15 protein-coding genes and 2 tRNA genes are annotated in these 13,847 nt (G+C 33.3%); 14 read left to right on the top strand and 3 right to left on the bottom strand.

From position 1 onward, the window contains the following. Positions 1-26 precede the first annotated feature (26 nt). Genes DZ65_RS0103570 through DZ65_RS0103555 form a run of 4 tightly spaced genes read left to right on the top strand, consistent with a single transcriptional unit; the run spans position 27 to position 1,812 of the window. Positions 27-380 carry a rhodanese-like domain-containing protein gene (locus DZ65_RS0103570; protein ID WP_024787295.1) on the top strand — a complete coding sequence of 118 codons (354 nt, stop codon included), beginning with the start codon at positions 27-29 and terminating at the stop codon, positions 378-380. Beyond that, on the top strand, positions 377-718 hold the full coding sequence (locus DZ65_RS0103565; protein WP_024787294.1) for an arsenate reductase family protein: 342 nt from the start codon (positions 377-379) through the stop codon (positions 716-718). The genes DZ65_RS0103570 and DZ65_RS0103565 overlap by 4 nt, the downstream gene beginning before the upstream one ends. Continuing rightward, positions 715-1,431 (top strand): DUF445 domain-containing protein, encoded by a 717-nt coding sequence (locus DZ65_RS0103560; RefSeq protein WP_024789489.1) that lies wholly within the window; start codon positions 715-717, stop codon positions 1,429-1,431. Before DZ65_RS0103565 ends, DZ65_RS0103560 begins: the two co-directional genes overlap by 4 nt. Positions 1,432-1,467: 36 nt before the next feature. Then, on the top strand, positions 1,468-1,812 hold the full coding sequence (locus DZ65_RS0103555; protein ID WP_024789488.1) for a phosphate-starvation-inducible PsiE family protein: 345 nt from the start codon (positions 1,468-1,470) through the stop codon (positions 1,810-1,812). Here DZ65_RS0103555 and acnB read toward each other — a convergent pair. Next, positions 1,798-4,395: a bifunctional aconitate hydratase 2/2-methylisocitrate dehydratase gene (gene acnB / locus DZ65_RS0103550; RefSeq protein WP_024791219.1), complete on the bottom strand. Its 2,598-nt coding sequence runs from the start codon at positions 4,393-4,395 to the stop codon at positions 1,798-1,800. The two genes, DZ65_RS0103555 and acnB, sit on opposite strands and share 15 nt — an antisense overlap. A 128-nt stretch (positions 4,396-4,523) precedes the next feature. Between acnB and DZ65_RS0103545 the strand changes: the two genes are divergently transcribed. The 8 genes from DZ65_RS0103545 (at position 4,524) to argJ (ending at position 12,199) form a co-directional block, all read left to right on the top strand. After that, the gene (locus DZ65_RS0103545) at positions 4,524-5,468 is read left to right on the top strand and encodes an SIS domain-containing protein (RefSeq protein WP_024791218.1); all 945 of its coding nucleotides are present in this window, start codon (positions 4,524-4,526) and stop codon (positions 5,466-5,468) included. A gap of 107 nt (positions 5,469-5,575) precedes the next feature. Continuing rightward, positions 5,576-6,322 (top strand): pseudouridine synthase, encoded by a 747-nt coding sequence (locus DZ65_RS0103540; RefSeq protein WP_024789485.1) that lies wholly within the window; start codon positions 5,576-5,578, stop codon positions 6,320-6,322. Beyond that, positions 6,323-6,709, top strand: a complete 387-nt coding sequence (locus tag DZ65_RS0103535) for a secondary thiamine-phosphate synthase enzyme YjbQ (RefSeq protein ID WP_024787288.1) — start codon at positions 6,323-6,325, stop codon at positions 6,707-6,709. Continuing rightward, positions 6,702-8,309, top strand: coding sequence for a cation:proton antiporter (locus DZ65_RS0103530; RefSeq protein WP_024789484.1), 1,608 nt, complete (start codon positions 6,702-6,704; stop codon positions 8,307-8,309). The genes DZ65_RS0103535 and DZ65_RS0103530 overlap by 8 nt, the downstream gene beginning before the upstream one ends. 35 nt (positions 8,310-8,344) lie before the next feature. Continuing rightward, positions 8,345-9,508: a 2,3,4,5-tetrahydropyridine-2,6-carboxylate N-succinyltransferase gene (locus DZ65_RS0103525; protein WP_024789483.1), complete on the top strand. Its 1,164-nt coding sequence runs from the start codon at positions 8,345-8,347 to the stop codon at positions 9,506-9,508. A 125-nt stretch (positions 9,509-9,633) separates the two neighbouring features. Further along, on the top strand, positions 9,634-9,819 hold the full coding sequence (gene rpmB / locus DZ65_RS0103520) for a 50S ribosomal protein L28 (RefSeq protein ID WP_024787285.1): 186 nt from the start codon (positions 9,634-9,636) through the stop codon (positions 9,817-9,819). A gap of 24 nt (positions 9,820-9,843) precedes the next feature. Then, the gene (locus tag DZ65_RS0103515) at positions 9,844-10,971 is read left to right on the top strand and encodes a potassium channel protein (protein WP_024789482.1); all 1,128 of its coding nucleotides are present in this window, start codon (positions 9,844-9,846) and stop codon (positions 10,969-10,971) included. A gap of 52 nt (positions 10,972-11,023) precedes the next feature. After that, positions 11,024-12,199 (top strand): bifunctional glutamate N-acetyltransferase/amino-acid acetyltransferase ArgJ, encoded by a 1,176-nt coding sequence (gene argJ, locus DZ65_RS0103510; RefSeq protein ID WP_024790728.1) that lies wholly within the window; start codon positions 11,024-11,026, stop codon positions 12,197-12,199. Here argJ and DZ65_RS0103505 read toward each other — a convergent pair. After that, positions 12,196-12,861 (bottom strand): molybdenum ABC transporter permease, encoded by a 666-nt coding sequence (locus DZ65_RS0103505; RefSeq protein WP_024789480.1) that lies wholly within the window; start codon positions 12,859-12,861, stop codon positions 12,196-12,198. The two genes, argJ and DZ65_RS0103505, sit on opposite strands and share 4 nt — an antisense overlap. Further along, positions 12,852-13,508: a substrate-binding domain-containing protein gene (locus DZ65_RS0103500; RefSeq protein ID WP_024791217.1), complete on the bottom strand. Its 657-nt coding sequence runs from the start codon at positions 13,506-13,508 to the stop codon at positions 12,852-12,854. Before DZ65_RS0103500 ends, DZ65_RS0103505 begins: the two co-directional genes overlap by 10 nt. A gap of 126 nt (positions 13,509-13,634) precedes the next feature. Here DZ65_RS0103500 and DZ65_RS0103495 point away from each other — a divergent pair. Together DZ65_RS0103495 and DZ65_RS0103490 are read left to right on the top strand one after the other, a co-directional pair. Beyond that, positions 13,635-13,710 (top strand) — tRNA-Asn (locus DZ65_RS0103495). Between the two features lie 56 nt (positions 13,711-13,766). After that, positions 13,767-13,843: transfer RNA gene (locus DZ65_RS0103490), tRNA-Thr, on the top strand. Positions 13,844-13,847: the final 4 nt, after the last annotated feature.

Below are 13,847 nucleotides of genomic sequence, written 5' to 3'. Positions count from 1 at the left end.
GATAAAATTATAACAAAGGAGAGCATATGTTTTTTAAGAAGAAAAAAAGCAATATCAAACTTGCAAAAGACCCTTTTCCGGATTATAACGACGTAAATACAAGAATAATTATCGATATAAGAGGTCCGGAAGATGTCGAATTTTATGGGAAACTGCCCAATTCAAAAAATATACCTTTTGATGAATATTTTGCAAGTAAACTTATGATGCTTGATAAAAGTAAAAAATATGCGATTATGGACGACAGAGGAATATTAACTGATTTAAAAAAGGCGGTTGAAATTGCAAAAAACACGGGTCTTGATGCTGTAGGGCTCAGAGGGGGTTTTTTTTATATAACAGAAGTACTTAATATTAAACCAATTAAAGGGGAAGAATGAAAGTATATGGAATAAAAACATGTGGAAGTGTTAAAAAGGCTTTAAAATTTTTTAATGACAGGAATATTGGATATGAGTTTCATGATTTTAAAAAAGAACCTGTTGGATGTGATAAAGTAAAGGAATGGCTTAAAAAAGTTGATATTAATACTCTTTTTAATAAAAGGGGTACAAAATACAGACAGCTTAAATTAAAAGAATTAAACCTTGACGATGAAGCGATGTTAGAGTGGTTATGTAAAGAAAATCTGCTTATTAAAAGGCCGGTAATTGAATTGGGTAACGGTGAAGTTGTTGTAGGATTTGATGAAGAAAAATATAAGGAAATTTTTGAATGAATATTGAAATTTTAACCATAAGTGTGGGAGTCGGTGCAGCCATCGGATATGTGACTAATTATGTTGCAATAAAACTTCTTTTTAGACCTTATAAACCAGTTAAACTAAAAAATATCCTTATTTTCCCCCAGGGGGTTATTCCAAGAGAAAAAAACACACTGGCAAAAAAGGTTGGCGCTGTTGTAAAAAATTACATATTAAGCGAAGAGGAAATAAAAAAAATTGTAACAAATAAAGGGGTAAAAAAAGAGATTGAAATTTTTTTGGAAGGAGAAATAGAAAAATTTCTCTCACAGGATATAACGGAGCTTACCCCAAAAGACGAACTTGCCAAAAATCTTGGAACATGGATAGATAATTTGATAAAATCAAAATTTCCGATGCTCGGCTCTTTTATAGATGCATCTACCATTGAAAGATTATTGAGTGAGGTCAATCTCGGAATAAAACTTAATAAATTTGTAAATAAAGAAAAGGTAAAAAACAAGCTTTTAAACGAAATATATGTTTTTATGGAATGTGAACTGCCCAAAATTTTAATAAAAGCTAATATTGAAAAAATTGTGGAAGATAAAATAAATTCATTTGATGAAAAAAAATTAGAAGATATGCTGTTTGTTTTAATGAAAAAGCATTTTGGGTTTATTAATTTTGCAGGAGCCGTTCTCGGCGCTATTATAGGCTTTGTTCAATATTTTGTTATTCAAATGTAATTTTGTTTTAGCATAATTCCACAAAAAAGGGGGATTGTGCTGAATATTGAAATTATAATCGCTTCATTACTGTTTTTATTTATTTTGATTTTTCATTATGATTTTTATCATTTGGTAAGTCTGATTTTGGAATATATTGTAATTATTGAAGTGGTTCAGATGCTTTTTGTCTTTTTCAAAAGACAGAGGATAAAACTGAGGTATATGATTGATGCCGGAATTATATTTTTTATAAGAGAGGTTTTTATTCTTGTTGTAGGACATAAAAATGAAAAGACTATTTTTTCACTTGTGGCTTTAATAGGGATATTTTTCTTTTTTAGATATTTGTCAATAAAAATAACTTATAAAGCGGAAAAAGAGGAATTAAAGAATGATTAGATTAAGCATATGCTTAACATCTTCTTCTGGCATTTTGTGGAAGTATAGGTAGTTATAAACTTTATCTTCTTTTCCTGCAAGTTTTCTTTCATAAATTTCTTTATATTCTTCTGGTGTCGGGATTCTGCCAAGAAGTGCTGTTACAGCTGCAAGTTCTGCACTTCCTAAGTAAACTTTTGCACCTTTACCCATTCTGTTATCAAAGTTTCTTGTTGAAGTTGAGAATACGTTTGCATAATCTCTAACCCTTGCCTGATTACCCATACATAGGCTGCATCCAGGAATTTCTATTCTAGCCCCCGCCTGGCCGAACACGGCATAATATCCTTCTTCTGTAAGTTTTTCTTTGTCCATTTTAGTAGGAGGTGCAATCCATAATCTTGTAGGAACCTGCCCTTCACCTTTTAGTATCTCGGCAGCTGCTCTGTAATGACCGATATTTGTCATACAGCTTCCAATGAATACTTCATCAATTTTATGAGGTCTGTTTTCATCTGCCAATACTTCAGAAATTGTTGCAACATCATCAGGGTCGTTCGGACATGCAACAATAGGTTCGGTGATTTTATCTAAATCAATTTCAATAACTGCCGCATATTCTGCGTTTTCATCTCTTCTTAGAAGTTTTGGATTTTTCAGCCATTCTTTCATTTTATCAATTCTTCTTTGAAGCGTTCTTTTATCTTCATATCCGGCTTTAATCATAGCTTCAAGCATTTTGATATTTGATTTTAGATATTCTTCAACCTGATTTTCGCTTACATCAACAGTGCACGCAGCCGCACTTCTTTCAGCCGATGCGTCAGCCAATTCAAAAGCCTGTTCTATTGTTAGGTTTCTTATTATATCGCCCTCAATTTCCAAAATTCTTCCGTTAAACACATTTTTTTTGTTTTTCTTTTCGACGGTTAAAAGTCCTTGTTTTATTGCAAAATATGGAATAGCATTAACCAAATCCCTTAAAGTGATTCCAGGTTGTAATTCCCCTTTGAATTTAACCAATACACTTTCCGGTACATTTAGAGGCATTGAGCCTGTAACGGCTGCAAACGCTACAAGCCCGCTGCCTGCCGGGAAGCTGATACCCATAGGGAATCTTGTATGGCTGTCTCCTCCTGTTCCAAGAGTGTCCGGTAAAATCATTCTGTTTAACCAGGAGTGGATTACCCCGTCCCCAGGTCTAAGCGCCACACCCCCCCTGCTTGTAATAAATGCCGGAAGTGTGTGATGAAGCTTGACATCAGCCGGTTTTGGATAAGCCGCTGTATGACAGAAAGTCTGTAATACCAAATCCGCATTAAATCCTAGAGCGGCCAGTTCTTTAATTTCATCTCTTGTCATTGCACCTGTTGTATCCTGGCTACCAACAGTTGTAGCTGTCGGTTCAACATACATGCCAGGTCTAACACCTTCCATTCCGCAGGCTTTTCCGATAATTTTTTGGGCAAGTGTATATCCTACGCCTTCTTTTCCTTTTGGTTGGGCAGGTCTTATAAATATATCGCTTTCCGGCTCCATTTTAAGAGAAACTCTTGCTTTTTTAGTCAGGTTTTTACCTATAATTAACGGAACCCTTCCTCCTGCCCTTACTTCATCCGGAAGTGTATTTGGTTTTAGTTTAAATTCACTAATAACTTCTCCGTTTTTTAGAATTTTACCCTCATAAGGTCTGATTTCTATTTCGTCTCCTGTTTCGAGTTTGCTGACATCCGCACCTTCGATAGGAAGAGCGCCAGAATCTTCAAGTGTGTTAAAGAAAATAGGGGCAATTACGCTGCCTATAACAATTCCACCTCTTTTTTTATTTGGAACGAAAGGAATTTCTTCACCTATATGCCAAATAAGTGAGTTTGCGGCTGATTTTCTAGAGCTTCCAGTCCCAACTACATCACCAACAAAAGCAACAGGAAGCCCTTTTTCTTTAAGTTCTGCTATTTTATTTAGGGCATCAGGTATTTTTGCTTTTAGCATACTTGTTGCATGAAGCGGAATATCGCTTCTTGTAAATGCTTCGCTGGCAGGAGATAAATCATCAGTATTAGTCTCACCTGGTACTTTAAATACTATTGCTTTAATTGATTCAGGAAGAGGGTTTTTAGAAGTAAACCACTGGGCATTTGCCCAGGATTCAAGCACATCTTTAGCATATTTGTTTCCGGCTTTTGCTAATTCTTCAACATCGTGAAATGCGTCATATACAAGTAAAATATTTTTAAGCTGATTTGCAGCTTCCTTTGCAATTTCTTCATCTTTGTGTGAAAGTGCGTCAATTAAAGGTTTTACGTTATATCCCCCAAGCATAGTCCCTAAAATTTCAACCGCTCTTTTTGGGGAGATTGCAGGAGATGAAGTTTTGCCTTGAATAATATCGTTTAAAAACGCCGCTTTTACATATGCAGCTTCATCAACACCAGGATTAATATGATTTAAAAACAGATCCATTAAATATTCTTCTTCCGGGATTGGAACCATTTTAAGAAGTTCAACCAACTCAGCTGTTTGTTTAGCTGTAAGCGGAAGCGGCGGAATGCCAAGTTTAGCTCTTTCTTCAGTATGTTTTTTATATTCTTCAATAAAGCTCATATCTGTCCTTTTTTATTGCAATTATAAAATTATTTTTACAAATTGTTACATCAATTAACACTTTTAATTATTTGATGTGTAATATAGTAACAAAATATTTTGTTATAATTTTAACAAAAAGGAAAATAGTGGACTTTAAAAAAATTGCAAAAGAAGTTTTGCAAATAGAGGCAAACGAGCTTTTACATGCGGATATCAGCGGCATAGAAAAAGCGGTTGAAATAGCATATAATACACCGGGTAAATTAATAGTTACGGGTGTTGGAAAATCCGGTCTTATAGGGGGTAAAATAGCGGCAACACTTGCAAGTACCGGAACTCCGAGTTTTTTTATCCATCCGACTGAGGCCCTTCACGGGGATCTTGGGATGATAGGGAAAAATGACAGCGTGCTTGCAATAAGTTATTCGGGAGAGAGCGAAGAGCTTATAAAAATCCTTCCCCATATTAAAAGATTTGATGTGCCTTTGATTGCAATGACGGGTAGGTCTGATTCAACACTGGCAAGATATGCAGACGTGGTTTTGAATATACATGTTCAAAAGGAGGCGTGTCCTTTGAATGTGGCGCCTACAAGTTCGACCACCCTTACACTTGCTGTGGGGGATGCCCTGGCGGTTTGTCTGATGAAAAAAAGAAACTTTACAAAAGAGGATTTTGCATCTTTTCATCCAGGAGGAAGTTTAGGAAAAAAACTTTTTATAAAAGTCAAAGATTTAATGAAAAAAGATTTTCCTGTAGCCGATGAGAATGATTCTTTAAAAGAGGCTATTATTAAAATGACAGAGGGGAGAATAGGGCATATTTTATTTTTGGACAATTCAAAAATAAAAGCCATTTTAAGCGACGGTGACCTCAGACGGGCTATGATGAGCGAAAAATTTGATTTAAATAAAAAAGCAATTGATTTTGCAAGCATTAATCCTAAAACGATAAATGAAAATATTTTGGCAAGTAATGCGCTTAAATATATGGAAAACAATAAAATTCAGCTGCTGCCTGTAATAGACGACAAAGAAAACGTAGTCGGTGTGATTCATATACATCAATTGGTTGAAGCGGGAATAAGATAGTGAGTAGTGAGTTGTGAGTAGTGAGTAGTCAAATTGACAAGAGGCCAAGTTGCCAAGTTCCAAGTAGCTATGGTGAAAAATGAAAAGTGAAAAATTAAAGGAAATAAATGAGACTTAATAAATTTATAAGCCATCATACGACCTATTCAAGAAGAGAAGCGGACAGGCTTATATTTGAGAGAAGGGTAAAAGTAAATAAACAGACTGTTACAAATCCTGCATATGAAGTGGAAGACGGCGACAAAGTGTCTGTAAATTCAAAACCAGTAAAAATAAGTTCAAAATATACTTGTATTGTATATAATAAGCCAAAAGGAGAACTTGTAACAAAAAAAGACCCACAGGGCAGAAAAACAATATATGATTCCCTTCCAAGAAAATTTAAACATTTTATCCCAGTCGGAAGACTTGATTTTGCAAGCGAAGGGCTTTTGATTTTAACCGATTCGCCAAAAATTGCCGAAGCTTTGATGAAATCCAATTTACCGAGAGTTTATAGGCTCAGAATCAAAGGCTCTATAACAGAAGAAATGTTAAAAGCCATGGGGGAAGGTATTGAAGTGGGAATTGAAGGTGCCCATAAAAATACCGACATAAACAATATTACTTTAAAACCTTTTTTAAATGTTCAAATTATAAAAAATTCACCTAAATTTTCAACACTTAAAGTTGCTATAGAAGAGGGGAAAAACAGAGAACTTAGACGCTTTTTCGCTCATTTCGGAAGGGATGTGATGGATTTAAAAAGGCTTAGTTACGGGTGGGTGAGCCTTAATGCTTTGCCTCAGGGAAAGACAAGATATTTTGATAAAAAAGAATATAAAATACTAAAAGATTTTTTAAAAGGGAGTTAAATGAAAACGATTAGATTTAAAACGGAGCATAAATCTCAAATAATAGACATAACAGACGATATCAAAGAAATAATAATTAAAAGCGGGGTTAAAAACGGTGTGGTCAGTGTTTTTTGCCCTCATTCAACGGCAAGTGTCATTATTTTTGAAAAAAGTGATCCGACTCTCAGAAGGGATTTATTGATGACATTAAAAAACATTGTTCCATATAAAGATTACGCTCATAAAAATGCAAGGGCTCATTTAAAGGCTTCTTTATTAACCAGTAATCTTACTTTAATAGTGGAAAATGCCAAAATAATGCTTGGAAAATGGCAAAGTGTCTTTTTGGTTGAATTTGACGGACCAAGAGAAAGGAGTGTGTATGTTAAGGTAATTAATGATTAACCCCATTTTAATTATAATCATTTTACTTTTTATTGCCTTAATTTTTAACATACCATTGGCTAAATTTAAAATTCCTCCTATTATAGGATATATTTTTACAGGTATTCTTATTGCGAATATTTTTCATATTGAACATCATACAATAGAAATTGTTGCAGAAATAGGAATTGTTTTTTTAATGTTTTTAATCGGACTTGAGTTTTCTCCGGAAAAATTAAAAACAATGAAAAAAGAGGTTTTTTTATACGGTTTTTTGGAAATGAGTATTGCAGGTGTTTTTTTCGGACTTGTTTTTTGGTTTGTTTTAAATGTGGATATAAGGGTTTCTTTTATTGTAGGAAGTGCTTTGGCACTCAGTTCTACCGCTATTGTTTTAAAACTTTTAAATGAATCCCGTGAAATATCAAAACCTTACGGAAGAGTTGCTCTTGGTATATTGCTTTTTCAAGATATCGCTGTTATCCCTATTTTAATTGCGATTTCACTTATAGTAAACAAAGACGCCCCGTTTTTACCCCTGATTGTTAAAACAATAGAAGCAATGGCGTCTCTTGGTATTTTTATTTATATTTTCGGTAAATATATTGCCCCGTTTATTATTACAAAAGCCACCAAAACAAAATCTGATGAAATTTTTCTTTCAACTGTTTTGTTGGTTGTATTGACTGCGGCTGAGACAGCCCATTTTTTTGGGCTCAGTTATTCTCTCGGGGCATTTTTGGCGGGTATGATTTTGAGCGAAACAAAATATAAATATCAGATAGAAGCGGATTTGGTTCCTTTTAGAGATTTGCTTTTAGGCATATTTTTTATTTCCGTAGGTCTTATGGTAAATATTCATTTTGTATTTAACCATGTATTTTCAATTGTTTTAATTACTTTAACTGTTATGACGCTCAAGGCCTTTTTAATTTATTTAATTTTGAAAAAATTTGTAAAACATAAAAGAGTGGCTTTAAAAAGCGGTTTTATACTTTCTCAGATAGGCGAATTTGCTTTTGTAATTTTTGCACTTTTGGGTAAATTTTCTTTATTAGAAAATTTTTTACTGCAAGAACTGGTGGTTGCCGCTGTAATTTCTATGATTTTAACGCCTTTTATCATTAAGTATATTTATAAATTAGCAGATATTTTTGACGAAGATATACAGAATTTCGAAGAATATAATATTTTTTCGGCAGGAGCCAGAGGGCATATAGTACTAATCGGCTATGATAAGATAGGTCAAAGAATAGCAAGAAAACTTAATAATTTTAAAATTCCTTATGTAGCGATAGACAAACAGATGGAATTGGTAAAAGACGGCTTAAATAAAGGCGATAATGTTATTTTTGGCAATGCTGCAAACAAAAGAGTGCTTGAAAGTCTGGATATAGAAAATGCGTATGCGGTAATTATTACCACACAGAATGAAGAACACACCCATATGATTGTAGAAAATATTTTAGATATTAATCCAAATCTGAATATTATTGTTTTAAGTGAAAATGAGGATGAGGTTAATTATTATAAAGAAAAAAATGTTTATGTAGTGGATAAAAGTAAAGAACTTGCCGAAATACTGATAAATTTAGCGCTTAAATGTGAATTGGAAAATTAAAAACATTTGGTATAATTTTGTAAAAAAGGATATAAATGTTTGAAAAGTTAGTAAAAAATATATCTAATTACAGACAACCGATGGCTTTTGGAATTGCAAGAGTCGATTTGGGACAGTTAAACCATGATAAAGTACTTCAGGCCACTTATCCCGTAATAAACTGGAATGAAAATTTTGGCTCAGCAGCAGTATTTATCAGAAGTTTGATTGAATGCGGCGTTGATGTTGATTTTGAAAAAAGCGAATTTGTAGCGCCTATTTCCAAAGATTTTGTAGATACGGCATTAAATTATTTCGGAGAAGATTTGATAAGTGAGGCCGTAGGCGAAAAACATAAAAATATACAGGTTTTAAAGGTTTTAAAAGAAATTTTTGAAGAAGAGTTATACGATAATTACAGAATTTGTTTCTTATTTAAAGATGAGGCCCCAAAGTCGGTTGAGGCTGTTTATTTGAAATTATACGCCCTTTCCACAAGAAAAGCACCTTTAAGAGGAGTAAATTTGAGCGGGGCTTTCGGTGTTTTGCATAATTCGGCGTGGATTGGAAATGTACCGATTGAGCTTGAATATTTAAAAGCCCATGAAATTGAAATGAAGCTTAAAGATTCATTCCCTGAAATAGAATATGTGGATAAATTTCCGAGATTCCTTGCACATATAATTCCGGATGAAAATATAAGAATTCTTGATACAAGCAAAGTAAGATTCGGTGCCCAGTTGGCTCCCGGAACCACTGTAATGCCGGGGGCAAGTTATATAAACTTTAACGCCGGAACAGAGGGTGCGGTAATGGTTGAAGGCAGAATAAGCTCATCCGCCGTTGTAAAAGAAGGTGCTGATGTAGGCGGAGGTGCGAGTATTTTAGGAGTGCTCAGCGGTACAAACGGAAATCCTATTACCATTGGTAAAAATACGCTTCTTGGCGCAAATTCTGTAACAGGGATCCCTTTGGGAGACGGATGTATAGTAGATGCCGGAATTGCGGTTTTAGAGGGCACAAAAATATTTATTGGCGAAGATGAATTTGAAAAAATTAAAGAAGTAAATCCTGAATGGAAGGCGGAATATAAAGAATATTTTAAAGGGTTGGAATTAGCAGGACTTAACGGAATTCATTACAGATTTGACACAACAAAAGGGAAAATGACAGCATTTAGAAGTAGACGTGAGGTTAAGCTTAATGAAGAACTTCATTAAGTAAGTGAGTGGTAAGTGGTGAGTGGTGAGTAGTGAGAATTTCCGTTATAAAAGGAAAAAATAAAAAATAAAAATAAAAAATTTTTGATATAATTTCAAACTCAAATAAAGTAAAAGGATATTAAATGGCAAGAAAATGCGAAATTTGTGGAAAAGGTCCTCAATTTGGAAACAGAGTGAGCCATTCAAATAAAAAAATCAGACATAAGTTTGACCCAAACATTCAAAACGTTAAAATTGAAATTAACGGAGTCAGAAGAAAAGTTAAAATTTGTACAAGTTGTCTTAGAAACCTGAAGAAATCTGTATAATCTCCCCCTCTTTACGGGGTTTTTATGACTTTTAAAGAAAAACTTGCTAAACTCTTTAACTGGGAAACTTCAAAAAAACCAGAAGTAGACCTTTCTTATGAAATCTGGGGAGAGCTAAAACCTTTCAGAGCCCCGATAATACTTACTGTTTTAATCGAATTGTTCGGTACTTTGGGATATATTGCAATTGATCATTTTTCTTTGATGGATGCAATTTATCAGACAGGAATTACTTTTACCACAGTGGGTTTTGGTGAAATAGCCCCCATTTCACCGCTTGGCAGACTTTTTACAATATTTTTGATTATTGCAGGATTTGCCGTATTTTCTTATGCGGTGGGTATTTTAGTGGATGTGATTAATAAAGGCCGCCTTTTTGCACTACTTAAGGAGAACAGAATGCTTTATAAAATAGCAAGACTTAAAAATCATTATGTCGTGTGTTTTCATAACGAATATACCATAGATGTGACAAAAGAACTAAGACATGCCCATATTCCTTTTGTTGTTATAGACAATAATGATAATTTGGAAGAAATTGCCAAAAAGAACAGATATCCTTTTTTTGTAAAAGGGGATCCTCATACCACGGTTTCTATTAAAAAGGCATCTCTTAGCAGTGCAAAAGGTGTAATATCTCTATCCAAAAATGTAGCCGACAATATAGCACTGATCAGCAGTGTAAAATTATACGAAAAAGAATTAAAAAGGCATCCTTATTATATTCTTTCAATAGCAAATTCAGAAGAAGATATAGAAAAACTTCAAAAACTGGGGGCCCATGAAGTAATTTCACCTAATAAGCTGATTGCTAAAAGAATGACGGCAATAGCCGCAAATCCAGATGTTAAAAATATTTTGGAGGAATTTGTATATTCTACAGATAGCCCTCTTAATCTGGAAAAAATAACTGTAAGTAAAAAATCGTGGCTTGCATATAAAAAACTCAAAGACGCACATTTAAGAGAATTGTTTAATGTAAGTGTTGTCGGAGTAAAAGAAGCAAGCGGAAAATTCGTGCCTGTTCCAAAAGGCGAATATACTCTTAAACCTGGGGATAAAGTGTTGGTAATCGGTACTTCAAAAGACATGGTTAAAGCCAGGTTTGTAATAAGAAGTACAAAAAGACCCAAAAATATTGATTTTATATAAGTGAATAGTGAGTAGCGAGTTGTGAGTTGTGAGAAAAATTAAAAGGATTAAAATGTTTAGAATAACACCAATAAAAAACGGACTTTGTGCAATAGACGGGATTTATGCAGACGGTGTAAATGCAGGATTCAAAAAAGATGGTTTTGATGTGGGATTTATAAGAAGTGAAAAAATCATGAATATAGCTTATTTATTTACTACAAACAAATTTCAAGCGGCGCCAGTTAAATATGTTTTAAACAAAAATATTGAAAAAACAAATTTTATTCTGGCAAATTCAAAAAATGCAAACGCCTTAACCGGGGAAGAGGGAATTAATGACATTAAAGAGATTTTAAGTTTTTTAAATGAAAAAATAGATGCAATAAATCCTATAATGAGCTCAACCGGAGTAATTGGGGTAAAACTAAATAAAGAAAAAATAAAGAGTGCTATAGAAAAATTTGATTTTAATGCTAAAAATTCCAAGAATTTTGCAAAAGCAATAATGACCACAGACAGCTTTTATAAAGAAATAGCTTTTGAAGTAGAAGGAAATTTTGGAAAATTTAAAATTGCAGGTGTTGCCAAGGGAGCCGGAATGATAAACCCTGCAATGGCTACAATGCTTTGTTTTATAGTGACTGATGCAAATGTTCCCCGAGAAAAAATGAAAAAAATATTGAGTGAAATTAATGATAATACGTTTAACGCAATAAGTGTTGACGGGGATACATCCACTAACGACAGCGTTTTTTTAATGAGTACAAACGAGGGTGATTATGAAGAAGGGGCTTTTAGGGAAGCATTGAATCAGGTAATGCTAAAACTGGCAACTGATATTGTAAAAGATGGGGAGGGTGCTACAAAACTGGTGGCTTTTAATGTAAAAGGCGCTAAAAATAAATTGGAAGCCAAGATTGCCGCCAAAGCTCTTGCAAATTCGCTTCTTGTAAAAACGGCAATTTTCGGAGAAGACCCTAACTGGGGAAGAATTGCGTCAACAATTGGGGCAAGCGGGATCGAATGCGATGAAAACACTTTATCCATTGAAATAGGAGATGTTTTAATATATGATAAGGGGAAAAACTGTTTTGACAAAGTTACAGAAGAAAAAGCCCGTAAAGTTATGAAAAAAGATTCTTTTAAAATAGAAGTTGATATCGGAATAGGTGATGGCAAATTCAGGGCATTTGGCTGTGATTTAAGTTATGATTATGTAAAGATAAATGCGGAATACAGAACTTAATGTTCTTTTTCCAAAATTTTTAATGTTATAAAAAATAAAAGAGAAATTATAAACATAATAATACTTAAATGAAAAGCGGTATCTAAATCTCCGTTGAATACGCTTGTAAAAATTTCAAGTGAAACGGTATTTGTTTTAAACGGGATATTTCCTCCTAGCATTAAAGAAATACCGATTTCTGAAAATATTCTTGTTACGGATAAAATAACCGATACTAAAAATGTTTTTTTTATTCCGGGCAGAATTATAAATATAAATGTGTTTAACCTGCTTTTACCGCTTATATATGCAGCTTCTTTTATATTCATAGGATAATGTTTTATTGCTGAAATCACAGGTTTGGAATAAAGAGGAAGAGATGCAATAAAACCGGCCAAAATTAACGAATAAAAATTAAAAACAAGATTTATATTTAATTTTAACAGTGTTTGGCCTAAAACAGTGTTTTGTGAAAGAAAATATAAAAGTAAAAAACCTGTTACAATAGGCGGAAGGGCCAGGGGTAAATCAAGTATAAAAGAAAAAATTTTAGCGAAAAAGGAATGTGATTCCGCCAGATAAAAAGATATTAAACTTCCTATTGTAAGCAGCAGTATTAAATCTACCCCCAGCACTTTAAGCGTAAGAACAATTGAAAATATGGCTTCTTCGTTTAAATGCATATCCCCCTGCTTTTTAAATATTTTTTTATTTTTTCAGATTTTAAAAATTTAATAAAATCAACACACGTTTTACTTTTTTTTATTGATGAAAAACCTAAAATTATAGGTGTATAATTCTTTTTTATTTCAATATATGAATATTTGTTTTTTAAAAATAGTGCCATTACCTCATTTGCGACTGCACACTCTACTATATTCATCTGTAAATAATTAATTCCCTGAGGCATCATTGATACTGTTAATTCATTTATAGGATGAATATGAATATTTTTAAAAAATTCTTCTGCCCTGTTGCCATAAATAGTTCCTTTTGGATTAGGAACTGCAATTTTTGTTTGATTTAAATCGTCTAAATTTGTTTTTTTTCTGCAAATAATTGTTAAGTTGTCTTTACCAATAGGAATAAAAGAATTAAAACCGTTTTGTTTTAATGTTTCTTTTTCTCCGAATATCATAGAAATGTTTTTAAGTTTGGCATTTGCAATAAGCGTTCCCAGAGGGCCGTAAATTACAGTTATTTTTTCTTTGTGTGTTAAATTGTATTGTTTTATTAAAGGTTTAAAGATTTCTTTATATCCACCGGTGATTCCTATAATACAATTAGCGAAAATTTTTAATGCAATCATTAATAAGCATAATTTTTTCATTTTTATCCTTTCGTTATATATTTATTTATATAACGTATTTTAAAATAATTTTTTTATTTTGTCAAGCAAATTTCAAATTTAATTGTATTTTTTTTATTTTTTGATATAATTTCAATCCATAATTATTCCGGCGTAGCTCAGTCGGTAGAGCAGACGGCTGTTAACCGTCGGGTCAGAGGTTCGAGTCCTCTCGCCGGAGCCATCATACTAAATGGAAAAATTTTAAATAACGTTTATTTTTAAGTGTCTGTCACTAATGCCGGCGTAGCTCAGTTGGCCAGAGCAGCTGATTCGTAATCAGCAGGTCGGGGGTTCGAATCCCGTCGCCGGCTCCATATA

The organism is Lebetimonas sp. JS032 (genome assembly GCF_000523315.1).
In the GTDB taxonomy this organism is placed as follows: Bacteria; Campylobacterota; Campylobacteria; order Campylobacterales; family Nautiliaceae; genus Lebetimonas.
This window is presented reverse-complemented; position numbering and strand designations above follow the sequence as displayed.

Bases quoted from the DNA above. Each gene is read 5' to 3' on its own strand.
- DZ65_RS0103570 (WP_024787295.1), top strand. From the start codon at position 27: ATGTTTTTTAAGAAGAAAAAAAGCAATATCAAACTTGCAAAAGACCCT.
- DZ65_RS0103565 (WP_024787294.1), top strand. From the start codon at position 377: ATGAAAGTATATGGAATAAAAACATGTGGAAGTGTTAAAAAGGCTTTA.
- DZ65_RS0103560 (WP_024789489.1), top strand. From the start codon at position 715: ATGAATATTGAAATTTTAACCATAAGTGTGGGAGTCGGTGCAGCCATC.
- acnB (WP_024791219.1), bottom strand. From the start codon at position 4,395: ATGAGCTTTATTGAAGAATATAAAAAACATACTGAAGAAAGAGCTAAA.
- DZ65_RS0103540 (WP_024789485.1), top strand. From the start codon at position 5,576: ATGAGACTTAATAAATTTATAAGCCATCATACGACCTATTCAAGAAGA.
- DZ65_RS0103535 (WP_024787288.1), top strand. From the start codon at position 6,323: ATGAAAACGATTAGATTTAAAACGGAGCATAAATCTCAAATAATAGAC.
- DZ65_RS0103530 (WP_024789484.1), top strand. From the start codon at position 6,702: ATGATTAACCCCATTTTAATTATAATCATTTTACTTTTTATTGCCTTA.
- DZ65_RS0103525 (WP_024789483.1), top strand. From the start codon at position 8,345: ATGTTTGAAAAGTTAGTAAAAAATATATCTAATTACAGACAACCGATG.
- rpmB (WP_024787285.1), top strand. From the start codon at position 9,634: ATGGCAAGAAAATGCGAAATTTGTGGAAAAGGTCCTCAATTTGGAAAC.
- DZ65_RS0103515 (WP_024789482.1), top strand. From the start codon at position 9,844: ATGACTTTTAAAGAAAAACTTGCTAAACTCTTTAACTGGGAAACTTCA.
- argJ (WP_024790728.1), top strand. From the start codon at position 11,024: ATGTTTAGAATAACACCAATAAAAAACGGACTTTGTGCAATAGACGGG.
- DZ65_RS0103505 (WP_024789480.1), bottom strand. From the start codon at position 12,861: ATGCATTTAAACGAAGAAGCCATATTTTCAATTGTTCTTACGCTTAAA.
- DZ65_RS0103500 (WP_024791217.1), bottom strand. From the start codon at position 13,508: ATGAAAAAATTATGCTTATTAATGATTGCATTAAAAATTTTCGCTAAT.